We start from the raw sequence: 24,383 nt of genomic DNA, 5'->3' as shown, positions 1-24,383 counted from the left end.
GGAAGACGGCCACTACTCACGTCATGCTATCTCGGATTCAGAGCCCCACAACGCCGGGGGCGCTATCGATCGGGCGCGTCCTCGACGTCACATTCCGCTCGATCCGGTTGTTGGCGGCTGGAATCGGTGATTCGGCAAGATTTATTACAAATTCGTTACATCCCCTGGACTTCAGATGCGATCAGAATTCCATGTCAGCGGCCGACCCTATACTGAAATCACCCCCACGGAAGCGAGATAGTCCCACCCGGCCTTGAACCAAGTGAGGGGCCAAACTCCTGACCTTGAAAGGCTCGAACTTCTGTGAATATTTGGGTTTTCCTCACCTGGGCTGCCTTCACTCTGGCCATCATCGGCATTTTCGTCTTCTTCATACATTTCGCTGTCACGACGCGACGGGAAAGCATCAACGCAAAGTTGCGGATTGCAGAAGTTTACGAATTGTTGAGTGAAGGTAAGAAGTCACGGATCCACGCACGTCAACGGGCAACTACGGCGTCCCCAGCCGTCAAAGACTTGTGGATCGAGTATGACGAGTCACTGGTAGACGAACTCGAGTCGCGATCGGCTCGTTCGACGATCGAGGCAGAATTCTTCTTTAATCCCAAATCCCTTGCTGGCCCCTTGTTCGAGAACAAGTGGATTCAGTCCTTGCCAGGTACACTCATCGCTATCGGCGTGGGAGGTACGTTCTTCAAGCTCGCTTTCGGCCTCAAAGGGCTCAATCTGCGTAATGACACCGACATCGACGTGTTGCAGGAAAGCGTGATGACGTTGCTCAACACCGCAGGTCTGTCATTCCTTGCGTCAGCCCTCGGAGTGGCGATGAGCCTGGTTGCCACCGGCGTCCTTTCCCATCGGCAGAACCGAATTTCAGAAAGCGTCGACAAACTGGTCGCCGAAATCGACAGCTATTTTGAGCGCTACTCGGCCGAATTCGGCATTCAGAAGGTCGAAGGAAATACCCGTGAGATCGCCCAGTCGCTCAATGAGCTTCACGAGAAGATCGGGGTTGAATTCCAGAAGTCGGTGCAGGGGCTCAGCAGCGACATGCAGAGCGCGATCGTCGGTGCCATCGATATGGCTCTGGCCCCGGCAATGCAGAATCTGACCGAAGCGACGTCGCGGCAGTCAGGCGAGGTGTTCGACAAGCTGGTCAATCGCTTCAGTGACGCGTTCGAAGGTCTGGGACAGTCACAAGCGTCGGCCATGAGGACAGCTTCTCAAGGGCTTGTCGATTCGACGTCATCGCTGAGCAGCCAGATCAGCAGCACCCTCGAACGTATCGAGCAGGCGACAACGAACAATGCGACCACGACAAGCACCAACATCAGTCAGATGTTGGCTGCTGCTCAGGAACAAGCCGAACAGAACCGTGAGAGCCATGCACGGGCAACGGCCGCGGCCAAGGAACAGGCTCAAGCTGACAGAGCGGCTCATGCCGAGGCTTTGGCACAGCTGCACTCGACCTCGGCGGACTCTCTCGCTCGGTTCAAGTCCGAAGCCAGTGAACAGACCGATCTGCTCCAACGACAGATCGGCGACATGGCAGACGCCGCGAACCAACAGCAGCAGTCGATGGAGTCGAACATCAAGCAGCTCGCTGAATTGACAGCGCAGACACAGAGCCTGATGGAAGTGTCCGCGACGAGCATGGCATCGAGTTCTGCCGACCTCAAGTCCATCGCGGACGGATTCACAACTACCACCAAGTCCGTCGCTTCGAAGCTCTCCGACGCAGTGATGAGCATTCAGAACGTGAGTCAGCAGCAAGCGCTTTCTCTCCAGGCACTCGACAAGCATTCAACCGCGATCAGTCAAGTCACCGACAACTCGGCTCTCGCCGGTGAAAAGCTTGCAGCGGCCGCCCATGAGGCGAAGACCGCTTTCGACGAAATGCGCAATCACCAGACGGAATTCCTCCTTGGACTCGGCGACTCGCTCGACGGCGCAAAGCAGAACTTGACCGACAGCATCGAACAGACATCACGGAAGATGTCGGAATGGCTGGCGGCGTACTCCGACACGGTGAGTTCCCAAACTGACGAGCGGCTCGATCAGTGGAACCGTCACAGTACCGAATACGCCACCAACATGCTGCAGATCGCCAAGTCGCTCGAGGGCGTCGTTGACGAGTTGGAGGGGGTGAACAAGAATGGCTCTTACGCGCGCACGGCGGTCGTCCGCTAACTCTGAGAAAGAGACCAACTACTGGTCGTCCTTCACAGATGTCATGACCGGGGTGCTTTTCGTCTTCATCCTCGTCGTCGTGGTCCTTGCGATCCAGCTCATGCAGGCGCAGAAGGACTTCCAAGCTCAGACCGACGACCTGAGCGAGCAGATCGAGAAGTCGAGCAAGGCCGAGAACATCCGCAAATCGATGCTCGACGAAATCCAGAAGGATCTCGAATCCGAAGGCATCGAAGTCATCGTCTCTCAGAACGGTTCCGTGATCAGCATCCCCAATGATCTGTTGGGCTTCGACAGCGGATCGTATGACATCAAGGAGAAGTACGAGGCCAAGTCCCTGACGATCGGCACCATCATCGCCAGGGAGATCGAGGAACACGACGGAGAAGAGTTCCTCGACACCGTCTTCGTCGAAGGACACACCGACAATGCGAAGTACCAGGGTCTCGAAGGCACGGGCAACTGGGGACTGTCGACGTTCCGAGCGATTTCTCTGTGGAAGCTCTGGGAGGAGGAGCTGCCGAGTGACCAGCAACTCGAGACGATGCAGGGTCCGGAAGGCCAGCCACTGTTCTCGGTTTCCGGATACAGCGATACAAGGCCGGTGAATGCGAACCAGTCGACGGACCTTGGAGCGGCCGCAAACCGGAGAATCGATATTCGCTTCACGATCGTTCGGGCGGACTCCGACACGCTCAAAGAGATCGAGCGAGAAGTCGCCGACCAATGACTCTTGATTTCCCCCTTCCCTCCGCGGCTGCCGCCATTCGGCCGTGGAGTGCTCAGAACCTGTCAGCATGGGAGGAGTTGTCTGCCGAGGCCGAAACCCTGGGCCGAAGGATAGACAATCCCGGGCTCAGCACCGAAACGACTCAGCGCGCTCGAAGCGTGCTTGCCTCCGATCATCCGGAGCTCCACCCGGAGGTCGGCGATCCCAAGATCTGCCGTGCAATTGCGTCGCTCTGGGCTGGAGACTCCGGTCTTGCCGAAAGAACTATGCGATTGCCCGTGCTGCAGACGATCTGTGAGAACGGTAACCTGACAAGGCTCTTCACCTTTGCGTTGGCCAACGTGTACTACACGCACTTCGACCGCCTTGACGATTGGGATCCGGGGCTCTTCACACGGACTGCCGAGTATCTGCAGCAGGCCGCAGCGCAGCAGAAGACCACGCGCGGCAAGGATGTGCTGATCGCCGTGCAGAAGAATCCGGAGTTCGCTCTCGGGATCGACGCACCCGACAAAGTCGCGGGTCTGGTCTTGGATACTGACAGCGAACTGCCGTCGACCATGAGAGACATCGGTCTCGATGCCTATTCGGGTGGACGCTATGCGGAAGTTGCTCGTCAACGTGTCTACCTCGATCGGATCGCACACGCAGACCCGGGCCAGGCATATCCGTGGCTGCCGGAGTTGTGCGAACCGGAAGTCGCGAATGCGCCGGCTCCGAATGGGCGCCGATTCGGCCACCTGGTCATCGAAGCCATGACCAGTCGGCCGGTCGACTCTCCCAGTTCCGAGTGGCAAGGCACGATACTCAAGATTGCGGACGACCCGCGAGCTCGCGGGACGATCACTTGGAACACCTGGTGGTCTCGCATTCCACCCGAGAATCTTCAGCGTGTCATCGCGTGGCTCTCGGGCGAGGACATCAGGCTCTTCCTCGAAGCGGTGAGGATCTTCGGTGAGAAGAACTACAACTACGACCTGCTGCGGATGTTCCCGGACCGAGAGAACTTCCTGAAGGGACTCCTTGAGCTGAAGCTGGTCCGTGAGACTCGGCTCTTCGCCGGCAATGCTGCCAGGACCGCCATCCGTCAGATCATGGGGGACGAATTGCGCACCAACATCACGCAGCTGACAGGTCAGCATTACCGAGAGAAGTCAGTCATCTTTATGGACTGTGGGCGATTTCACGTCGTCGAAGGCTCACATAACTTCAGGATGTGGGTCATCAAAGGAGACCCCCCTGAAATCATGACGAATTGGAAACTTGGAGAAATCAGCGGCACTGCATTTCTCAACGAGATCCAGGGCAATCGTCGACCGAATGAAGACTTCGTCGCCCTCACCCACCATGTCAAGAAGAAGTGGATCTCTGATGCTCTGATGTTCATATCCGAATCCGGCCAATATGTTCCGCCAGAAGCAGTCATGTCTCCGGAAACCTATCGGACTGTTTCGGCAGAAAGACCTCTGCCGGTTCGTCCGAAGAAGCGGCGTGGACGCAGACAGGGAGCACAGTAGTGGGCATTCGTGATCGTCTCAGACTGATCTTCGGGGATCGACTGACGAACCCCGGCACCGAGGATCACGGACCGGGATCAGACGGGTTCGTTCCGGACTATGACTCCTTCGGCATCAATTTCCGAACTGACGCGGACACTTGGGCGGAGCTGTCTGCAGGAGGAGGGGCAGGGCCGGAATTCGAGCAGTACACGGTTCTCAGTCTGCTGGAAGAACAAGGTGATGCCACCCGACGCCCCAACGGATTCAGTATAGAAACCCGAAACGCAGTTCGTCTCGAATCAGAGATCTCGGAACTTCTCGGCCTCCCTGCCCATATCCCTGCGGCTCTGCGAACCGATGTCACGGGCAACACCACGTCCCGCAGTTTTCGCATCGATCCGTTCTTCGAGGTCGGGGGCTCACGAGTACCGGTTGAAAGGCACGGCGCGGTTGTCAACATCGGCTATGACGAATACTTACTGACGACTGTTGAACTCGATGTCCTCGAAGCGCTCGAGCACCACGCTTCGATTCCTCAACATCAACGCACAGAAACGGACAACGTCACTCTCGTCGCTCAACTCCAAGAGTCCAGGTCCCGACCGGACTCGGCCGACCGACCACTGACTTTCGACTTGGCGCATCTCGAGAATCTGCAGACGGTGAAGCCGGAACGCGTGGGTGTCATTGTCGCTCAGCAAGCCGATGGTTCGCTGGAACTCAGCCCCGACCTCGGCGAGGGCATTTCCGATCGGGACGTGGACGAACGGGAACACCAACTTGAGAAGAGCGATGTACTGCGCATCGATGAACGGTTGGTTCTGCTGGCCGAAAAGCAGAAGGCCGGCGTCAAGGAGATCCAACGGAACCGCATCATCCCTGCCGCCCGGAGGGATGACTTCCTCACCTCTCCGGGCGAGTTCCTCGATCCGTCGCTGGTCGACCTCGACATCAGCTTCGGTATCCGCGTTGAAGGCATCGGAGCTCTAGTCCCGATGTCATTCACCGAAGCGCAGGAGACGGGTATCGACTGGCTGGCGGCAGCCTCGACGATCGTCCCGCCCGAGGCCCTGTCTGGCCTCGTCGAGACGACAGAAGAGCTCGATGATGTCAGAGAGAAGGTCGAAGCCGCTCGTCACAATGATCAGTCGACAATCACGTATGACGAGTCGATCGTCGATATCTCGGATGAGGAGAAGACGAGTCAAGCTCTGGACTCAATTGCACAGGACTTGGCGGCACAGTCTCAGGAGCCTTCGACCACTCAGTCGGCAAGCGGTTCTGTTCAGGTCGGCATGTACATTGCCGAGAGCCGTGATCGAGCTGAGGATCTACGTCAGTTGGCGAACCGAGCGGCCTCAGAATACGTCCCGAACCTGGCCGGTCTGAAGTTCACTCCGTTCCCCCATCAACGCGAGGGAATCGCCTGGGCGGCAGGATTGATGGCGGCCTCGCTCGACGCCGGCGAGAACTCAATCAGAATTCAAGGTGCACTCCTCGCCGATGACATGGGTCTGGGAAAGACGTTCATGACGCTGGTTGCCTTGCGAGATTTCGCGGCTCGGCAAAGGGAGATGCGCGGCGAAGCCAAGCCGATTCTTGCAGTGCTGCCGCTGTCGCTCATCGAAAATTGGGAGGATGAGCTCAAGAACGCTTTCGACGTGCCACCGTTCGACGACGTGGTCGTCCTGCAGTCCTCTCGCGATCAAGACCGGTTCAAGATCGACGGTCGCGGAGCAGAGACCCAGGCGTCTGCAGACTCACTCGATGATCAGGGCATGGTGAATGCCGAGTCTCTTCGTCTGTCTCTGCGCGTCGGTGCTTCGCAGAAGGACCGACGTTTGGATAAGCCGGGACGCTTGGTCCTGACGACCTATCAGAATCTCGGTCGCTTCCAGCTGTCATTGGGCCAGGTGGAGTGGGGAGCCGTAGTCTTCGACGAGGCCCAGCAGATCAAGAACCCAGAGATTCTGACCTCTCGAGCAGCCAAAGGTCTTCAAGCCGACTTCAAACTCCTCTGCACCGGCACACCCGTCGAAAACTCACTTCGCGACATTTGGAGCTTGTTGGACACTGCCCAGCCCGACCTGTTGGGCAGCTGGGCGGAATTCCGTGAACGGTGGATCAAGAATGTCGAGAACCTGCCTGTCGGTGAACAAGTTGTGCAAGGCCGGGAACTGCGCGAGCATATCGGTCGCTTCATGTTGCGGAGAACCAAAGAGGACAACATTCAGGATCTCCCCTCGCGGACCGTGCACACGGGGCTGGCCGAGGAAGCCGCTGCAGGTTCGTCGAAGCCCGGATATGTGTATGACCCCCGACTGATGAACGATATGCCGGGAGCGCAGCGGATGGCATATGACCAGGTTTTGGAATCTCATCGCCCTCGCAAAGGCGGGGCGTTGGAAACGATCCAGAAGCTGCGCAGTGTCAGCCTCCACCCGGCGACCGTGCCGGAATTCGGGGCATCCTGGTCCGCGGCCGAATCGGCACGGATCAATGGAATGATCGAAGTTCTCGACGAAATTCGAGAGGCTGACGAGAAAGCGATCATCTTCGTCATCAGCAAGACAGTCCAAACACGACTGGCTGTCTGGTTGCACGAGCGATATGGGATCACACCGAAGATCGTCAACGGCGAGACGAAGGCAGTCGCAAGTGGGTCGAAGAAGGCGAACCTTACGCGCAAGGGCATCATCACGGATTTCGAGGCACAACCGGGGTTCAACCTCATCATCATGTCACCCCTGGCAGTCGGAGTCGGCCTGACCGTGGTCGGAGCCAACCACGCCATTCATCTCGAACGCCATTGGAATCCGGCGAAAGAGGCGCAAGCGACGGATCGGATCTACCGAATCGGGCAGACGAGACCCGTCCATGTGTACTTGCCGCTGGCGAACCACCCGAGCCTCAGTTCGTTCGACGTCAATCTGGATGCCCTGCTACGCTCGAAGACCGACCTCAAAGACGCAGTGGTGGTTCCGGGCAAGGTCGAGGACGAACTGATGCGCAAGATGGGAGTCTCCGACACCGAGGCAGTTCAGTAGAACGATTCGTCTCGTCGTGAGCAGTCCAATTCCGATCGCTCAAGTCGCAGTTCAGTTGCTGTCGTTGAGAAGTCGACGTAAACTGTATTTCGTATGCTCCGCGTGGACCGCTGGTTTTGACCATGTCGCCGGGGCACTGCTTTTTTGACATACTTTTCGCATGTCGGACCAATGGATTGATTCGTGGCTCGGTGTTGCGCGCTTCCAACGATACATAGACGAGTGTGCCGGAGATCGGGCGAAGGCGCTCGACCTGTATGAGTGGAACGTCGAAGCCGGCCAAGCACTCATGCATGACATCGCTCACTTCGAAGTTGCACTGCGCAACGCTTATGATGCCGCAATCTCAGCTGCGTGGCCCCACGAGAAACACTGGCTCCTCCACCCCGAATCTCCAGCCGTGATGCCTATCTGGAGGACGAAGACGGTCCAGGGCATCAAACGCGGATCGGACGTCAATTTCCGCACGAGGAAAAGCGTTGACGACGCAATCAGATCATGCGGCTACGGAAAGGCGAATCCGGGAAAGGTCATCGCCGAGTTTTCATTTGGTTTCTGGCGGCAGCTCACCAACGAATGCCATGGAGAAGGCTGTCTGGGTGCCTTACCTGCACACAGCGTTTCCCAAGGGCACAGAGCGGCGTAAGGTCGACTCACAAATTTCAGCAGTCAACCAACTGCGTAATCGTATTGCCCACGACGAGCCCCTATTCACTTCCACTGTTGTCCCGAGTGATACTCACGAAGACATGTTGGCCTGCCTCATGCTGTTTGCCCCAGCCGTGCACCACCATATTGTTAGTACGTCGAAGGTCGCTGAAGTGCTCGCGGATAAACCTACGGTGGACAAGGGTGAATCCGATGGTTTCGCCTGAACCGAAAATCAATACCTGGGTAAAGACCGCTGTCATCGCAAATCGTGACGTTCTATCAGGCAGTCAGTAGCACCTCGGCGACGGCTCCCAGCAGCGGCAGGTGGATGAGCACCTGGTGCGGCGGGGTGCCGTGCGTCGTCTGCAGCGCCTGACTGTACACGGACAGCTGCCCCAGGTAGTTGTCCCGGATGTGTCCGATCGGGTCGGTACCCGGATAGGACTTGTGGTCGACGAGGATATTGTCCCCATTCGGCACAAGAATGCGGGAGTCGATCCAACCTTCCATCACCTGCGCATGATTGTTGCGCCACGCGATCGGGGACTCTGTGACCACCTCGGCGCCGGGGTACGTCGTCTCCACCCATTCGGTCCACCGTTTACCGACCTCGATGAGCAGATCCGCATTCAACACACCGTCGGCATCCCAGCGCGAGAGGATCCTCTCGGCTGCCGCACCCCTCAACTCATCCGTCAGCTTCGCCAACGGCAATCCCAAGTAGGCGTGGACTGCATCGCCGACCCGGTCCCAGTCCTTGCCGCCCCTCGCCACCAGCGGCTCCCCCAACTCGGCGAGAATCTTCACGTCCGCCTCAACTCCGTCTGAGGGCACATTGCTCGCGGTGAACCGTGCTGGCAATCCAGCACCTGTGGGCGCGGAGTTTCTGACGGGAATGTCTGTGCGGGTGAAGAATGAACGCGGCGGGCCAGCCGTATCAGTTGCCGAGCTCTCTTCGACGTCAGTCGGGAAGGCACTGATCCGCATCGGCAGATCATGCACCGTGCTTCCGCCACCGTGGTCGCGCCGGTTGGCGATGCTCAGGATGCCATTCTCCTCGGTCGCTCCGACAGTCTGGTCAGTGATCGTCGGCAGGTCCCACTCAAGGAGGTCTTCAGAAACAGACTTGGTGAGGACGTTGTCCTTCCCTGCAGGATCTCCGAACGCCACAATGCTGTACGTTTCAGCACGAGAGAGCGCAACGTAGAGCAGTCGCGCGGTCTCATCTTTTTCTGCCTGATTCGCGCGACTGACCGCGTCGAGGTGCCGCAATCGGTCCTTCAGCGGGTCGTAGCCTTTGAGTACGCGAGGCAGATACCGCAAAGCACGATTCGCTAAGGGGTACCGCGCGTCGAAGACAGATGCCTTCTCCACGGTGATCTCTCTGTGCCCATAGTCCTTATCTACCGGTACACCGACAATGACAACTGGCCACTGCAGACCCTTCGACTGGTGCATCGTCGTCACGAGCACGGCGTCATGGGCCGTCGTCTGCTCATAGGATCCGGCCGCCTCGGTGAGGTGATCGAGCAGGCCTGCTGGAGTGACCGGCGAACGCGTCTGTTCCGCAGCGTCCGCATATTCACCGGCGATCTGGCACAGGGAATCAAGCGTTGCCAGACGGTTCTCCGGTGTTGTCCACGATTTGATCCGCTGCGGCAGGTCGAGGGCATCGATGATGCTCAGCAGCAGGTCGACCGGTGAGTGATGAGCGGCATTGAGCGCCAGTTCCGACAGGGCAGCCAGCGCCGGATCATCCCACCACGTCCGAGGCTGGTCACGCCGTTCTTTCTTGTCGACGATCCGTGCCGCATCTTCGAACCATGTGTCGTGGTTGCCGTGGTCGGGCATGAGAGTGACGAGTTCGGCGAGCGCCACAGCGTCGTCCCGGTCGACGACCGCGGCCAAACCGGCGGCAACGAACTGTCCTTCCCTGGTTGAAAGCAGATCGCTGGTCGACCCCACTGCGCGGATGCCGCGTTCGCGAAGTTCAGAGACGACCCGGGAGACTTGAGAGTTCGTGCGAACGAGGACAGCGATATCACCCTGTTTGACTTCGCCGTCGGACAATTGAGGCGAGCGTTGCAGAAAGTCTTCAACTCCCGTGGCAATGGCTTTACCCATCCGCGTGTCCGCGGATCGAGTTCCGCCGGCTGTCGTGGTCGGTACCCAGAGTTCGCGGCTGCCGATGTGGCGCAGGTGTTCACGCTGTGGCGGGATGCTCAGCACAACCTCGTCTTCCTTCTGGTCGGCGAAGACCGAGCTGAAGAGAGTATTCGACAATTCGAGAGCCGGTTCGGTCGAGCGCCAGGACGCGCCGAGGTTCTCCGAAGTGGCCTTGCCCAGTTCTGTCTTTCCGTCGATGAGTGCCGAAAAGACATCGTTCATCAGCTCGGGGTCCGCCCCGCGGAAGCCGTAGATAGCCTGCTTGCGGTCGCCCACCCAGATGACTTCGTCGACGAGGTCGGCGAGCTCCATAAAGATCGCCAGTTGGATGGGAGACGAGTCTTGGAACTCATCGACGGCAAGCAGTCGGTAGCGAGAGGCGATCGATGCCCTGACTCGTTCGTTCGTGCGCAGCAGGTCAAGGGCGCGAACCTCCTGGTCGACGAAATCCATCACCCCGAGAGTGTTCTTATGTTCCTCATAAGCCGACAGTGACGCGATCGCTGTGTCAATGACGAGGGTGATCAGTGCCTCGATGTCAGAGTGGAAGGCACTGTTGGCGAGGAGCTCTTCAGACACGAGGCGAGCGCTCGACTCATCGAGAACCTGTTTGGGCACTGCTCCGGGCGCCTTCCCACCTGGCACGGCCGTGTACTTCCGCTCTGCCACCTTCGCCCATGTCGACCACGGGACCCGCGCGAACGGAGCAGCCTCCTCGGCGCCGTTCTCGAGTCCACTGAGGAAACGGTCCAAGGTCACGAGGCTGCCTTCGACGTTGCCTTCGTTGGTCTTCGTCACCTTCGGTCTCTCAGACGGAGGTTCCTCGCCGTTCTGGAAGACTCGCAGCGCGTCGCGCAGCTGCTCGATGTCGCCGACCAACCTGTCACGCCACTTCTGCCGTCCGTCTCCCCCAGCGGCAGGAAGAGCTGAGAGGAAGAGCTCAGCCGAAACGCGTGCCGATGCTCGCAGTTCGGCCTCGCCGAGGTGGTTCGCCCGGGCCGCCTCGGCGACGGATCTGACCAGGTCCGACCAGACAACGGGTCCGTGGCCGAACGAGTTCGAATCAGCGGGACTGCCGTTATGACCGGTACGGACGAGCAGATCGCGGTGAGTGGCTTCAGCTTCGGCAACAACCGCGTCAACGGCCGTGGTGAAGACGATCGCCTGTTCCGGTTCGTCGAGAACACGCAGCTCTGGTGAGAACCCCGCGTCGATGGCGTATTCAGTGACGAGGCGACCGGACATCGAGTTGATGGTGCCGATGAGTGCGGTGCTGATCTCCTCGGCGGCGGTGATGTTCCCGTCATCGAGGAGTCGCTTCTGCGTCTTTTCGACGAGGTCGGCCGCGGCGCGGACGGTGAAGGTGGTGGCGATGACTTCGCTGGCGCGAAGGACGGGTTGGCCGTCGTCTGTTGTCTGCGACAGTCGTTCGGAGAGCACTTCCGTCAGTCGGTAGGTCTTTCCCGAGCCTGCCGAGGCGGTGATGACGTGAACGCTCATGAGTGGTCCCCCGCGATGCCGTAGATGAGGTTGAAGTTGCTGTAGGACTGGTTCTTGACCACAAAGAGACGGTCTTCTTCCAGCTCATCCGCTTTGATGGTCTTGAGCGCTTTGTCGACCCGTGTGTTCTTGATCTGGGGGTTGACGCCGAATTCCGCATGGACGTCTGCGTTGATGGAATCGAAGCGGCCGGTGGCGATGGCTGACAATGTGTGTTCGATCGAGGATTGAATGAGCGGCCATAGTCCTGCGGGATCGCCTCCCAGTCCGTTGCCGTCATCATCGAAGCTGTCGGCCGCTCCCCCATTGAAATTCTCGTCGAGGCCGGAGTCGGTCGAGATGAAGCGTCCTTGTTTGAGCATGAAGTACGCGGTGATTGGGTTGGCGCCCGTCGGGGAATCGATGGTGTGAGAGTAGACGCTCAGCTGGACGGCTTCACCGTCATCGATCATCGTTCGATAGCGCTTTTCATAGTTCGCCCATTTGAGGTCGATGATTGCCGGTCGGCTGTCGCTGAACGCGCCTTCAAGATCGCGCTGTCCTCTCAGCTGAACGGTCATTGCTTCGCCTGCGACGGTCAGTACCCAGTCGTGGTCGAAGCCGGTTTCGGCGCCGACGATCGTGATGCCGCGGTTTCTGAGCGTGGTGAACAGATGAACCAACGACGCGGTTGCGGTGGACCTGATCGTGTTTTTACGTGCCAGCTGCCCCGGCAGGAGCAGCTCGGAAGCGAACCGTGGGACTAAGCGGTCGAAGGTCTTAGCGATGTCGGCGGGGGTGGTCAGCGAGGTGTCGGTGTCTTTCGTCTGCACGAGGTGTTCGACTACGGCGTGAACCAAGTTGCCGATCATGCGGTTGTCTGCGGGGATGTCGAAAGTGAACCCGCGGCTGAGGCCGAGGCCGCGTTCGAGCGTCCAGCCCAACGGGTCGGAGAGCAACTGGTCGATCTGGCTGAAGGACAGGGTCTCGGGCAGGAGGTGGCGGAAGTCGCCTTCGAGGACGCGCGAGACTCTGCTCGGTGCACTGAACTGTTCGAGGCTGGCCGTCGACGTCGGAATGGCGACGTCAATCAGTTGCCATGTCCCGTCTGTGATGAGATCCGCGACGGAAAGAGCGATCATCGGATGGGAGAGCACTGTGTCGACCGATGCGTTTGGAAAGCGGTCGCCATCTGCAGCGGCGATGTCTTCTGCCAGTCGAGCGAGCACTGGGTGGAGGGTCACCGGTTCGCCTCGGCTGGTCTCGGGGCAGAAGCAGGTGAGGTTCACAGCGGCGCGGAGACCGTCGAGTTCGGTGGCTTGTCTCAGTCGTTCCTTCTCCGTCGACGTGGAGATCCGAACTCCAGATTGCGCCAGTGCGTCGATTTCGGCAGGGTCCCAGGTCTCGTTCGCCGAGGTGGCTGAGCGCTGTGAGCACCACCAGACGACGGTATCCGAGCCTTCCGGGACTTCTGCGGGGCTGGTGACGACCGTCCAGTCGGCGGCTTGGGCATGGGCGTCGACTCGGGTTGCAGTCGGTGCACTGGATTCTGCGATGTCGAAGAGCTCGCGGACTCGAATGGTGTTCGTACCGAGCCGGGAGATGGCGGCGCGGAAGGACGCGAGGTGGGTGGCCGCCTCGGCGATCAATGCGGTGGTGTCGTCCTGTCCTGTGTCATCGGCACGGTTACCGCTCAATCTACGCAAGCGTGTGGTCAACCAGTCCAATGCGGGGTTGAGGGAGGCGAGGTCGAGCTTGCCTGAATCGACTGCCGGCGGCCTGGTGCGCAGGAAACCGTCAAGTGCTTGCGCGGTCTCCCAGGTTCGGGTGGCGATTTCGGAATTCTCGGCTGTTCGGGATTTCAATTGGTCGAGAGCGTGCATCCACGCGGACTCAGGGTCGCTGGAGATACCCGGTTCTTGGGTGAGAGCTTGCAAGAGGACCGACGACACTCCCTGCGGAACGAGCGACGTGCCGGACGACGATGCGTCACTTGTGCCGAAGGAGAGATGCAGGAACTCGGCGACTCGACGGATGTCGGTCGGGGGCAAGACAGCGCCGAGGAAGACAGGGAGTATCTGTGCGGCCGGACTTGCCGCGTTGGAGTCGGCGATTCCGAGCGTCGGTGCCCGGCGTCGTGCCAACTGTTGATCGAGGACGGCGGTGGCATCGCCGGCGATGATGCAGATGCGCTCTCGGTCGTTCACATTTGCGAGATACCTGGCGGCCGCCTCGGCGGTGGACCAGTTATCGGGGCCGCGCACGATGGTGAGTTTCGGCGCTTCCGTTGGTGCTGCGGCCTCCGTGACGGTCACACCTGCAGCTTCTACCGCACCGAGGATGTCCTGCCACACCTGCGGGAGAGTATCCCTCTTGTCACGGAGTTCGATCGAATCGATTCCAAGCGGCCAACTAACTCCGTGCAGCCGAAGCAGCTCGAGCGTCTCGCGCACGTCGTCTGCACGACCGGGCGCAAGCGTCGCGGCGGTGTCATGTGGCGGACCGATCACGACGAGACTTTCGACTGTAGCCAAGGCGTCGAGTCGAGGGTGTGCGGAGTAATCCTGGCCGTCATTGGCCGGTTTCCAACCAGCCTCGATCGCGTCGTCGCGCAGCTCGAGCAGGTGGTGGGCGGTGTTCCAGGGGTCGTTAGCGAACGACCGGCGATACCAAGGATGGTCAGCTTGTGCCAGCAACGACCGATATTGGGCGACGCGGATTGGACGATCGACGCTGGGACGGGTCGTGCCCAATCGAGTCTGGAGGATGCCGAGCAAGCCGAGCGGGCCGGTGACGACTGTCGTTCCCGTCGTATCGGTCGACCACGGTGCCCGATCGAGGTTCCATCCGAAGACGATGCGCATGTGTGGTCCTTCCCTCAGCCCATCCACGGCTCATTGCAGTTTCTTCACAGAGCGAAGTAGTAGTCCCGGATGTACTGTGACATCAGCGCCCGACGCTCGTTGAGGAAATGCGAATAGTTCTCAGCAGAGGTGGTTCGAAGAGACTGAGGAACCGCGTTCTCTGCGAACGACACTTCGAGTTCGGTCTCAGTGGCGATTTCGCCGAGAGCCAGGTTCCCCGACTGAATCTGCTGGTCGACCCGTTCGATGTACGACGCTGGTTCAGAATCTTGAATAGCGATGTTCACAGGAGTTTCGGTGATCGCGAAGTTCGCGATCTGGTTGTACTGATTTCGGTCTGTGATTCCAGAATTGACGAGGTAGTTCTTCGGAACCAGATGGTGGATGTCTCCACTTTCCTCGGTCATCTGGCGCACGGTGATGTGCTTGGACAGGAAGCCTTTGGCGTTCTTGTGGATCTGTGCGGCTCTGAACGTGTTGAAGTAGGGGCTGCGGGTGCTCGTCGTGATCATGTTCGACGGCAGCTCCACATTCCAGAATCCATCGGTGAGTTGTCCCCGTTCGATCTCGTCCAAGAGAGCAACGGCACCCGTCTCTGCGATCTTGCGGATATCTGCTTCGAAGCGGGTTTCGAACGACCCCGAGTACCTTCCTGTGAGCATCGACATGACGAACCATCGTCGAACGATCGACTTGACCTCTCCGTCGGTCAAGGTGCCTCCGGCCTTCAACTGGATGAACAGCGCGTAGGCGAAATTGAGGGCGTTCTTGGAGCTGATCATCTTTGCACCGGTGAAGCCAGACGATTTGATGGTGAGCAGAAACTGCTGATAGCTGTACTGGTTGACGATTTCGAGGAGCACTTTCTCAAGTGTTTCGAACGACCGTCGGCCAAGTTCGTCGCTGAAGGTCCGCGTGTCGAAGTCACGGCCCGACAGCAAGCTGACCAAGGACGACATCCGGCCCCGGCCGAAGCCGCGCAGTCCGGCAACTCGAATGACATCGGTATAGTCCGGGTCGTACAGGTCGGACGTGTCATTGCGGAGCCAGGCAATCTTGTCCAAATAGCCAGATTCGGCAAATGTCCGATCGTTCTGTGCGATCTCAGTGTAGGCGTGGGGGTGTTTGGCCAAGTGGCAGAAATAGTCGATCAGCTTCCGCAGATTGGACCCGAATTCGCCGTGGCTGGAGATCTTGCTCATGGCGAAGTCAGCGCCTGAAAGTGTCACCCCCTTGGAATTGATGCGGATGAAGATCTCTGTGACCGTGTTGATATCGAGGTCGTCAGCCAGCGTGATGATGCCGACCTGGGAGTTGTGAATGCCGGCCAGCTTCTCAAACGCCTTCACCACTGACGTTTCGTCTGCCTCGGGGTTCCGCGACAGGTAGTGGTTGATCGAGCCGAATGTCGTTGCCGATGAACTCATGAATTCCGCGATGTCCGAGACCCATGCGTCATCACGGTCGAGGAACGGCGTCAGCGTCTCGAACTTCTCGGTCTGGGGATTGAACGCGATCTTGATTCGCTTCTTCGCATAGTTCTTGTCGACGACTTCATGGCCGACGAGGGCAGCGGTCATTGCCGTAATGCGCTGTTGGCCATCGATGAGGATCTGTTTGAACCCAGAAGTCGAACCGTCTTTCAATCCGACATCCTGGCTCTGCCAGGTGATGAGGTAGCCGACGGGGTATCCGTTGTAGAGGGAGTCGAGCAGATCTCTGACTTTGGTTGACGACCATACGAACGGACGCTGCAGCTCCGGGATCGCAATCTGCCCACTTTTGACCCAGCTGAGCAGCGTATCGACCTGTTCCTGCCGCACCGTATATTTGGCCACGTTGCACCCTTCTCTCATCCTCGATACGCGTCTGCCGCATCGTCCTCAGACTACAACAGTCGCTGCCGAGAAGATCTCACAGCAGGAGACAGATTCAGACACACACCGACCTGACCTTCGCAGACGCAACGGATACGGTGAGCCTTACTGCCTCGGCGTCAAATACTGCTGTGCTGAGCGACGATCCTGCGAACGGCTGCTTCCAATTCGGGGATGTCGTCTCGGGCTGTCACCCAGACGATCGTCCTTGATGTGTCGAAGTATCGATGCGCGAGCGAATCGCGCATTCGGATGATTTCAGCCCACGGAATCGAAGGCTCGCCGGCGAACACCGACTGAGGCACGTCTTTCGCTGCTTCGCCGATTTCGATCAGTCGGACTCTGATCGCGTCAAACATCATGTCTTCGTCCGAACCAGCACGCTGCAGATAGCTTGTGATGGCCTCACAGGCGGAAAGCATGTCGAGCAGCCGCAAATTCGGGTCACGGGTCACAGCGGAACCTCATCGAGCACCGCCGTTTCTGACACCGAAGCCTTGAGCCCGTTGCGGGGAATGAGGTCGACTTCTCTCCCCAGGATGCGTTCGGCGACAGATCGCATCTTCATCAGCTTGAAGAGGCCGACTGAATCGTCGACGTCAATGAGCAGATCCACGTCACTGTCGGGTCGATCATCGCCACGCGCCACACTGCCGAACACGGAGACATTGTGGCCTCCGAGTTCGGCGAGCTTCGCGATGAGCTCGGCGGAGTGGGTTCGGACCTTGTGCAGTGATTCCGGTTCGGGTTCAACCACGAGACGGAATCCCGCCGCCGTCAGCAGGACGTCCAATGCTGAGGCTGAGGGCTCGCGTCGCCCTTTTTCGTACGAGCTGATGACGCTTTGCGCGACCCCTGATCGTTCCGCCAGCACAGATTGGGTCAGACCCGCGTCTTCGCGGGCCCGACGGATCATCGCACTGGCTCTCGACATAGCAACATTATAGTGTATCCGCAATAAGGGCTGTCGGGTTCGGCAGAAAGTCCACCTCCACGATCTGCCGGGACTGTCTATCAGTGCGAGAGAGCAGGGCCTCCTCAAATAGTTTGAGACGTCCTCAGAAGCAGGCGGAAGCGGACCCGGCTGCTGCGATCAACAGCCGAATTGGAGCAGATGGGCTCCTGCACGTGCCGAGACGGCGCAGCCGAAAACCCTATGTCAGTACCGACGTCTACTGTTGTTTCAAGCACTTCACAAAGGAGACAACGATGACTTCTCGTTCTGTTCACCCGGCTCCTGTCCTTACGTTGATCAGCCCTGCCCGCAGTTCCGATGACCCCAGCGCCGCCGTGGCCGCTGAGAACCTCGCTGGTCCAGCAGTGGGGTCAGTCGATGCAGTTGTACGGGCACCTCGGACCGAGGACCACTTCGTCAGAATAGTGTCGTCCCGGCCCAGCAGTGAGGTCAATCCGCATCTGTGGACCTGGCAGGCGGAAGCCCTCGACGCATGGCATCAGTCAAAGTGCCGAGGTGTCGTCGAAGCCGTGACCGGGGCGGGCAAGACGATGATCGGCATCACCGCGGCTTTTGAGGCGTTCCGCCAGGGCATCAAAGTGCTTGTTCTGGTCCCGACTGCGGAATTGCAGTCACAATGGCAACGCCGTCTGATGGAGACCCTGCCCCAGGCAGGTGTCGGTACGCTCGGGAACGGGCGGCGAGATTCCCTCGGCGCTTGCGACATTCTCGTGGCCATCATCAATTCGGCGACTCGGGCGGAGCTGCTGAAAGAGCATTCGGACGGTCTGCTCATTGCAGACGAGTGCCACCGGTACGCGGCGAAGTCATTTTCGAAGGCTCTGCGGTCCGACTTCCGCTACCGTCTCGGTCTGACCGCGACCTATCAGAGGCCGGACAAAGCGAATACAGCCGTTCTCGATCCCTATTTCGGTGGCGTCGTCTTTCAGATGTGGTACGAACGTGCTCTGCGCGACGGCGTGATCTCCGAATTCGACATTGCGTTTGTCGGGATCGGTTTGACCGACTCAGAACGCGGCGAATATCAGATCGCGAGCTCAGCGATCAGCAAACTCGGCATGTCCCTGAAGAACAAGCTGAATCTTCAGGAGGCTTCGTTCGATCAATTCATGGTCGCCATCCAAACGCTGGCCAAGAAGAAGAATGATCTTTCTCCGATTGTGTTCATGGCCCGGAAGTATCTGGACGCGGTCGTGAAGCGACAGCAGGTGCTCACCAACGCGAAGAACAAGATGAAGATCCTCGAGGGAATCGCGCCGGTGATCGCCGAGTCCAAGGGAAGTCTCATCTTCTCGCAGACGGTCGATTCATCGAGCCAGGCCGCGCATGTGCTTCAGCGAGCGGGAATTGAGACCAAGGCTGTGTCGTCGGCGTCGAAGCCGCACGAGCGTCGCGGGGCCATGCAGCAGTTCGCCAACGGTTTCGCGAAGGTTCTGTGTGCTCCGCGCCTCCTCGACGAGGGCATCGATGTCCCCGATTCGGATCTTGCAGTTGTGCTCTCCGGCAGCAAGCAGCCTCGCCAGACCATTCAGCGTCTTGGACGTATCATCCGACGCAAGGACGACGGACGACACGGACGATTTGTCGTTCTGTATGCGATCAACACGATTGAAGACGAGACTCGGAATCGCGATCAACAGTTCGGAGCAGTTGTCCCGTCCGCCCGACGGATCGCGGATTTCACCGAAACACAGATACGCGAGCTGCGGAAATTCCTGAGGGGGCCGGTTCCTGAAGCACCGATTGCGCCGCCGGAAGCTCCCGGTAGCCGCTCTGCGTCAGAGCCGACACTGTCCGTCGGTCCGACAATCGAGCATTTCGTTCCACCACCTCTGCTCGCCGAGGACCTCCCCGATCAGAGCGGCGGAGATGAGCAGCCCTCATCGAAGAAGATTGTCCTCGTCAAGGACGCGGACGACGAACTTCAGGAGCTTCTGCGCAGTGTCACAGATACTGACGACCTCCTCGGTGTCTACCTCAAACAGATCGGCCAATATCCGCTGCTCAGCGCCGCTGAGGAAGTCGAAGTCGCCAAACGTATCGAAGCCGGCATGTACGCGAAGCACGTGCTCAGCCTTGGGCAATATCAGACCAGGCGTGAACGCAGGGCACTCGAGTGGGTTGACGCCGACGGAGCCACCGCCTATGAGGACATGGTGACGTCCAATCTGAGGTTGGTCGTGTCGATTGCCAAAAGGCTCAACCGCAGCAAACTCGACCTCCTTGATCTCATTCAAGACGGCAATCTGGGTCTTGTCCGAGCGGTCCAGAAATTCGACTACACCAAAGGCAATAAGTTCTCCACCTACGCTACCTGGTGGATTCGTCAAGGAATTGACCGCGGGATCGGGGACACTGCCAAGACAATTCGCCTCCCAATCCACCTCATCGAGAAGGCCTCAGAATTCTGGAACTGCATGCGCGATGATGAGTCCCGTGCCGCTTGCGACCATGATCATTCGAAAGTCGAGCAGGCACTCCGGATGCAGCCGGCCTCCCTGGAGGGCTACCTCGAACTTCAGTGGGACGGACACTATGCCGAGAGCCTGATGTCGTTCGACGACCGCATTGCCGATCCGGACGTATTCACTGACGACCCTGAGACGAAGATCGTAGATGGGGAGCTGCTGGAGACCGTCAACTCCGTCGTCGACAGTCTGCCTGCACGTGAAGCGGAGATCATTCGCCGTCGATTCGGGTGGAATGGCGAACCACCTCAAACCCTTGATGCCATCGGCAATCGGTTCGCGGTGACACGTGAGCGCATCCGCCAATTGGAGAAGAAATCACTTGAGAAGCTCAAGGAACAGTTCGAGGCCCACTCATTCTTCGCTGAGGTCAGCTTTCCTGCTCCGAAAAGTTCGACGGCCGGGATTTCGATCAGCAATTCGTCTATGCAGGTCACAGACGATGACCCGAAATCAACTGAATAGGTGATCAGAAATACGAGACATGGCTGCTTAGTCGACGAATTGAATGAGTCTTAAGCCTCCAGCATGAGGATTCTGAGACCGATGATCGCTCTTTGGAAGGACCGGTACCTGTGCCGACAAGGAAAAGGCGAGGAAAATCGCGATTACCGTCCGTTCACCACGATGGCGGGGAGATCAAGTCGGACCGATCCGACATTCTCAGGTCAGAAGCCAGACGTAGTGTAGGTGACAGATAGTTTTTCGATGGGAAGGATCGAACTGTGACTTTCGCCGAAAACCAGAGCACACCCCTGGTCGAGGTCTGCGAGGCGCACCTGACATGAATAGCTTTGTCACGTCACTCCTACCGTCGCTGTCGAAGAGTCTGTCCGAGACATTCAACATCTTTCGAGTCATGCATCACGGAACTCACGAAAAGCAGCTTTCGAATGTGTTTGCATGGCTTCTGACTGCCGATGCGACTCATAATCTGGGTGACAGATTTCAGGCTGCATTTGTTAAGAGAGTCAATGAGCGTGTACACGGCAACAATCAGTTGCCACTCACCGGGTACCGGATAGTCCAGGAAGTCGACACGCGCATGGGTGAGTTAAACGATCCCAATGAAGGCATGGACATCGCCGATATCATTCTGTGGCGGAACGATGCGGCACTCGTCGTCGAAAATTACGGGACCTCTGATGGGCACGGACACAGTTACCAGCAGTACCTGGCCCACGGATCGGCGGGCGACAGAAGGGCCGTCGTAGTCCTGCTCTGCCACCGTCACGAAGCTCATCTGCAAAAAGACGGGTGGGAACTGGCCACTGTCGTGACCTATTCGGAAGTGCTGTCCGACTTGAAAGCTCAGGTCGACAGTGACTCGAAGTGGCGCCGCGAACACCCTGAGCAAGAATTCTTCATCAATCAGATGTACCAGCATTTCGTGAAAGGCCCGGAAGCAGTGAATGTCACCGACCAACTGTCCTTCATTAAAGCCATGTGTGAGACCGGCGAGTCCGCTCGATACAGCTACCGACCTCGCGACCGAGCAACCCAAGAATTTGCCGACCTAGTCGCCGAGCATGCTCGCAAGCAGTTCGAAGACAGCCGTGCAACTTTAGCCAGGGTAAAGGACCGGCTTCGTAGCTTCTCACGGTCGGTTCTCGTGGACCAGGTCAATGCCAATCTTGGAACTGGACACGTTGAGAAGGTCGTAACTCGTTTCTCAGGACAATGGGAATGGTGCGTTGAGTTGCAACGAACCGATTCGGAGCGGACTATATTCCTCGAGTTTGGACCCACTGCAGTGGTCGAAAACGAGCGTGCCGACGCGGCCATTGACGACCCGGATTTTGGTCAGGTATTCGCCACACTTCGAAATCCAGAAACCGGGGGCATCTCCAGGATTGCTCATACAGGAGTGAGCCTTGCCGAAGTGATCTCAGGTATTAATCGAGAAGACACGCGCCTGCGTGACGCAGTGCTGTCGATCACGCAAAACGACTCCTAGACGCGTGCATTGATCGAACAGTTGATTACTGCCTCAGAATAACTATTCTCAAGACACACCAAGAAACTCCCGCATTGCCGGCAACTCCCTCCGAGCCTGCGACAACCCCATCCGATGAGCAGCAGCTAGCCGCGAGAGATCGCGAGTGCTGTTGTCGACCGGCATGCGGTCGGGGACGAAGACGTGAGCTTTGCCCTCTTCTTCAAGCGCGAAGATGCGTTCGCGGGTCTCGTTGTAGCACTTCCACCGGGTCAGCAGTGCTTCTGCCAATGCCGGATACTTTCGGAAGATGCCGCGAAAGACTGCGGGGAATTTCTGCGGCTCTTTCCGGTAACTACGTTCCTGGGTCAGCACAATGACGAACTTCTCGAAGCCTTCGCGCTGTGCCTGACTCAACGCGATGCCGCCGTCCTCGCCCATTGCACCGTCGACGTACACGTGCCCATCGAGGTGCACCGGAGGCATAAGCCCCGGCATTGTCGAGGAAGCACGGACTCGAACCATGAGGTCATCGATGTGGGGTGTGTCCTCCTTCGACCACACCACGTCCTCGCCGGACTCTGCATCGAAAGCGACGATCCGCATATCACCCTCGCTCGCCTGGAACGCCTCCCAGTCAAACGGCAATGCCTCGTTCGGCCCACCAGCTTGCTGGTAGATGTATTCGGCATTGAACATACCCTGGCCGCGCGCAAAGTATCGGAAGCCTCCGAACTGCTCGTCGGCAGCGAATTCAACAAAGGACCGGCGGGCCCGCCTCGTATCGCCAGACAGATAGTTCACCGTGTTCGATGCTCCGGCGCTGATTCCGGCGACCCAGTCGAAGGACAGTCCTTCTTTGAGCAGCGTGACGACCACGGCACTGGTGAGCGAAGCTCGCATGCCTCCACCTTCGAAAATGAGAGCGGTATCGCTGATCCGTTGTAGGTCTGTGGCCTTCGGGCCCTGGTCAGATGCGGTCATGGGGATCATCCTAGCGATCGCCACCCGCCGTCGACGCGCAAACCCCACGATCGCTCACTTGCAGCAGTTCGACTGCATTCCCATGCACTGCTGCAATTGCTACAATTGGGAGACGGTTTGGAGGCACATCATGACCGCTCATGCATTTGAGCCAGCACGGTACGACACGCAAACGGCACAGGATCTCGAATGGTCGCAGATCAATGTTGAAGGGCTGAGCCCTTCCGACGTCGAAAGTGCATTAGAGCTGTACCGAGAGATCATCAAGGAGCAGCTCCACGAACGCGAGTCCCTGATCGCCCGCCTGACCCAGGCATACCTGTCGAAGACTGTTCAGCTCATTCCCGAAGCCACACAGCGGCAGGCGCAGCGAAGCGTGTCCTTCCGCGCCCGTCTCCTGGAAGAGGAAGGCGCAGAGACCTATGAGTCTCTGGCCATTCTGCGTGGTTCTTCCCAGAGCACCACCAGGGCGTGGGTCGCAAGACACCGCGACAAGTTCGCAATGTTCACCCTTGAAGCCGAAGGCAGGACTCTCATCCCCAAGGTGCAACTGACCGATCGCGGGATGCTCAGGAAGAATGTTGCCGCACTGATCAAGCCCTTGGCCGAGGCGGAGCTCGGCGGTTGGGGACTCTGGTCTTGGTTGACTGCACCCACTAGCCTGCTCAGCGATGAAATTCCCGCAGTCGTCGCCGAAAGCAGTCCGGAACGCGCTCGAACAGCAGCTGAACTCTATGCGGAAGACCTGCGGGATGCGAAGGACCGAATGGGATGAGTCCGGACTTCCTCCCGAGGGAGCGACTCGACTGCCCGGACCCTGCGAACTGTCCGGTCGCAGCTAAGAAGCTAACTCACGCTGCGATTTCCGGCACTTTGCCGACGACAGTGCTGCAGGCAGACAGCGAGTGGTTCCGGATATTCAACGCGGTTGACGATTATGCGACGCCCAATCCCGGGAAAGGAAATTCACGCTTCTCACCGTTCGACGCGCTGAGCACAGGCTTGCGTGTTCCCAGCATGTATCTTGCAGAGACTCTCGAAGGGGCACTGCTCGAAACCAGCTTCCACGACGTACCGATCACAGCGCCGCGGGAAGTCAGCATCGCCACGCTCCACGGCATGGGCCACGCTCACGTCAGGCTTCCCACAGACCTCGTCATTGCCGACCTTCGTGATGGGGCTCTGAAATCCTTGGGCGTCTCACGGAGCGCACTAGCTTCCAGCTCCCGAGAGCACTACCCGTGCACTCGGCGGGTGGCGAAGAGTATCCATGCTTCGCTGCCGGATGCTGCTGGAATCGTCTGGCATTCGCGGCAGGCCGAGATCAACCGACGCCCCGAGGTGAAGGTGCTCGTCATCTTCGGGGACCGAGCACCCGTCGACCGTGGAGATTGGGAGCTCGTCCCCAATCATTCGTCGTTCGGTGCGCTCCTCGACGGTTCTGGAAAACTGCTTGTAGACCGACTAGCCGATTCGCTCGGCGTGACGCTCGTCGATGAGATCGGCTGAAGGGTCT

Annotated in this window: 15 protein-coding genes; 9 read left to right on the top strand and 6 right to left on the bottom strand. The window is 58.7% G+C overall.

Translation table 11 applies throughout. The annotated features are described in order from the left end of the window. Positions 1 to 303: 303 nt before the first annotated feature. The 5 genes from zorA (at position 304) to AD89_RS18720 (ending at position 8,112) form a co-directional block, all read left to right on the top strand. A complete protein-coding gene (gene zorA / locus AD89_RS0113865) occupies positions 304 to 2,190 on the top strand; it encodes an anti-phage ZorAB system protein ZorA (RefSeq protein ID WP_155807466.1) in 1,887 nt (628 codons plus the stop codon). Positions 2,191 to 2,233: 43 nt separating this feature from the next. Further along, a complete protein-coding gene (locus AD89_RS0113860; RefSeq protein WP_009882856.1) occupies positions 2,234 to 2,920 on the top strand; it encodes an OmpA/MotB family protein in 687 nt (228 codons plus the stop codon). Then, the gene (locus AD89_RS0113855) at positions 2,917 to 4,437 is read left to right on the top strand and encodes an EH signature domain-containing protein (RefSeq protein ID WP_081770489.1); all 1,521 of its coding nucleotides are present in this window, start codon (positions 2,917 to 2,919) and stop codon (positions 4,435 to 4,437) included. Before AD89_RS0113860 ends, AD89_RS0113855 begins: the two co-directional genes overlap by 4 nt. Before the next feature lie 617 nt (positions 4,438 to 5,054). Continuing rightward, positions 5,055 to 7,466 (top strand): DEAD/DEAH box helicase, encoded by a 2,412-nt coding sequence (locus tag AD89_RS0113850; protein WP_197021769.1) that lies wholly within the window; start codon positions 5,055 to 5,057, stop codon positions 7,464 to 7,466. Between the two features lie 160 nt (positions 7,467 to 7,626). After that, positions 7,627 to 8,112, top strand: coding sequence for a hypothetical protein (locus tag AD89_RS18720; protein ID WP_197021768.1), 486 nt, complete (start codon positions 7,627 to 7,629; stop codon positions 8,110 to 8,112). Positions 8,113 to 8,396: 284 nt separating this feature from the next. Here AD89_RS18720 and AD89_RS0113840 read toward each other — a convergent pair whose 3' ends face one another. From AD89_RS0113840 to AD89_RS19370, 5 genes are all read right to left on the bottom strand, one after another. Next, complete coding sequence (locus AD89_RS0113840; protein ID WP_025779851.1) at positions 8,397 to 11,783, bottom strand: UvrD-helicase domain-containing protein; 3,387 nt, start codon at positions 11,781 to 11,783, stop codon at positions 8,397 to 8,399. After that, positions 11,780 to 14,626, bottom strand: a complete 2,847-nt coding sequence (locus tag AD89_RS0113835; RefSeq protein WP_025779849.1) for a PD-(D/E)XK nuclease family protein — start codon at positions 14,624 to 14,626, stop codon at positions 11,780 to 11,782. The genes AD89_RS0113840 and AD89_RS0113835 overlap by 4 nt, the downstream gene beginning before the upstream one ends. Positions 14,627 to 14,670: 44 nt before the next feature. Further along, positions 14,671 to 16,464 (bottom strand): GmrSD restriction endonuclease domain-containing protein, encoded by a 1,794-nt coding sequence (locus tag AD89_RS0113830; RefSeq protein WP_025779847.1) that lies wholly within the window; start codon positions 16,462 to 16,464, stop codon positions 14,671 to 14,673. A 158-nt stretch (positions 16,465 to 16,622) separates the two neighbouring features. Continuing rightward, the gene (locus AD89_RS0113825) at positions 16,623 to 16,958 is read right to left on the bottom strand and encodes a HepT-like ribonuclease domain-containing protein (protein WP_025779845.1); all 336 of its coding nucleotides are present in this window, start codon (positions 16,956 to 16,958) and stop codon (positions 16,623 to 16,625) included. Then, positions 16,955 to 17,437, bottom strand: a complete 483-nt coding sequence (locus tag AD89_RS19370) for a nucleotidyltransferase domain-containing protein (protein WP_081770488.1) — start codon at positions 17,435 to 17,437, stop codon at positions 16,955 to 16,957. The genes AD89_RS0113825 and AD89_RS19370 overlap by 4 nt, the downstream gene beginning before the upstream one ends. 275 nt (positions 17,438 to 17,712) lie before the next feature. On the opposite strand from AD89_RS19370, the gene AD89_RS19365 reads away from it, so the two are divergent. Further along, entirely contained in the window at positions 17,713 to 20,412 is a 2,700-nt protein-coding gene (locus AD89_RS19365; RefSeq protein ID WP_081770487.1) for a sigma-70 family RNA polymerase sigma factor, read from the top strand. Between the two features lie 319 nt (positions 20,413 to 20,731). After that, the gene (locus AD89_RS0113805) at positions 20,732 to 21,904 is read left to right on the top strand and encodes a PD-(D/E)XK nuclease family protein (RefSeq protein ID WP_025779840.1); all 1,173 of its coding nucleotides are present in this window, start codon (positions 20,732 to 20,734) and stop codon (positions 21,902 to 21,904) included. Between the two features lie 48 nt (positions 21,905 to 21,952). Here AD89_RS0113805 and AD89_RS0113800 read toward each other — a convergent pair whose 3' ends face one another. After that, positions 21,953 to 22,867, bottom strand: coding sequence for a patatin-like phospholipase family protein (locus tag AD89_RS0113800; protein ID WP_025779838.1), 915 nt, complete (start codon positions 22,865 to 22,867; stop codon positions 21,953 to 21,955). Between the two features lie 130 nt (positions 22,868 to 22,997). On the opposite strand from AD89_RS0113800, the gene AD89_RS0113795 reads away from it, so the two are divergent. Both AD89_RS0113795 and AD89_RS0113790 read left to right on the top strand, forming a co-directional pair. Then, a complete protein-coding gene (locus AD89_RS0113795; RefSeq protein WP_155807464.1) occupies positions 22,998 to 23,642 on the top strand; it encodes a hypothetical protein in 645 nt (214 codons plus the stop codon). Continuing rightward, complete coding sequence (locus tag AD89_RS0113790; RefSeq protein WP_025779835.1) at positions 23,639 to 24,376, top strand: RES family NAD+ phosphorylase; 738 nt, start codon at positions 23,639 to 23,641, stop codon at positions 24,374 to 24,376. Before AD89_RS0113795 ends, AD89_RS0113790 begins: the two co-directional genes overlap by 4 nt. Positions 24,377 to 24,383 lie beyond the last annotated feature (7 nt).

It is taken from the genome of Brevibacterium sp. VCM10 (genome assembly GCF_000583215.1).
Lineage (GTDB): Bacteria > Actinomycetota > Actinomycetes > Actinomycetales > Brevibacteriaceae > Brevibacterium > Brevibacterium linens.
The sequence above is the reverse complement of the archived record's forward strand: the minus strand, read 5'-3'. Positions and strand labels throughout refer to the sequence as shown.

Bases quoted from the DNA above. Each gene is read 5' to 3' on its own strand.
- AD89_RS0113860 (WP_009882856.1), top strand. From the start codon at position 2,234: ATGACCGGGGTGCTTTTCGTCTTCATCCTCGTCGTCGTGGTCCTTGCG.
- AD89_RS0113855 (WP_081770489.1), top strand. From the start codon at position 2,917: ATGACTCTTGATTTCCCCCTTCCCTCCGCGGCTGCCGCCATTCGGCCG.
- AD89_RS18720 (WP_197021768.1), top strand. From the start codon at position 7,627: ATGTCGGACCAATGGATTGATTCGTGGCTCGGTGTTGCGCGCTTCCAA.
- AD89_RS0113840 (WP_025779851.1), bottom strand. From the start codon at position 11,783: ATGAGCGTTCACGTCATCACCGCCTCGGCAGGCTCGGGAAAGACCTAC.
- AD89_RS0113835 (WP_025779849.1), bottom strand. From the start codon at position 14,626: ATGCGCATCGTCTTCGGATGGAACCTCGATCGGGCACCGTGGTCGACC.
- AD89_RS19370 (WP_081770488.1), bottom strand. From the start codon at position 17,437: ATGTCGAGAGCCAGTGCGATGATCCGTCGGGCCCGCGAAGACGCGGGT.
- AD89_RS19365 (WP_081770487.1), top strand. From the start codon at position 17,713: ATGACTTCTCGTTCTGTTCACCCGGCTCCTGTCCTTACGTTGATCAGC.
- AD89_RS0113805 (WP_025779840.1), top strand. From the start codon at position 20,732: ATGAATAGCTTTGTCACGTCACTCCTACCGTCGCTGTCGAAGAGTCTG.
- AD89_RS0113800 (WP_025779838.1), bottom strand. From the start codon at position 22,867: ATGACCGCATCTGACCAGGGCCCGAAGGCCACAGACCTACAACGGATC.
- AD89_RS0113795 (WP_155807464.1), top strand. From the start codon at position 22,998: ATGACCGCTCATGCATTTGAGCCAGCACGGTACGACACGCAAACGGCA.
- AD89_RS0113790 (WP_025779835.1), top strand. From the start codon at position 23,639: ATGAGTCCGGACTTCCTCCCGAGGGAGCGACTCGACTGCCCGGACCCT.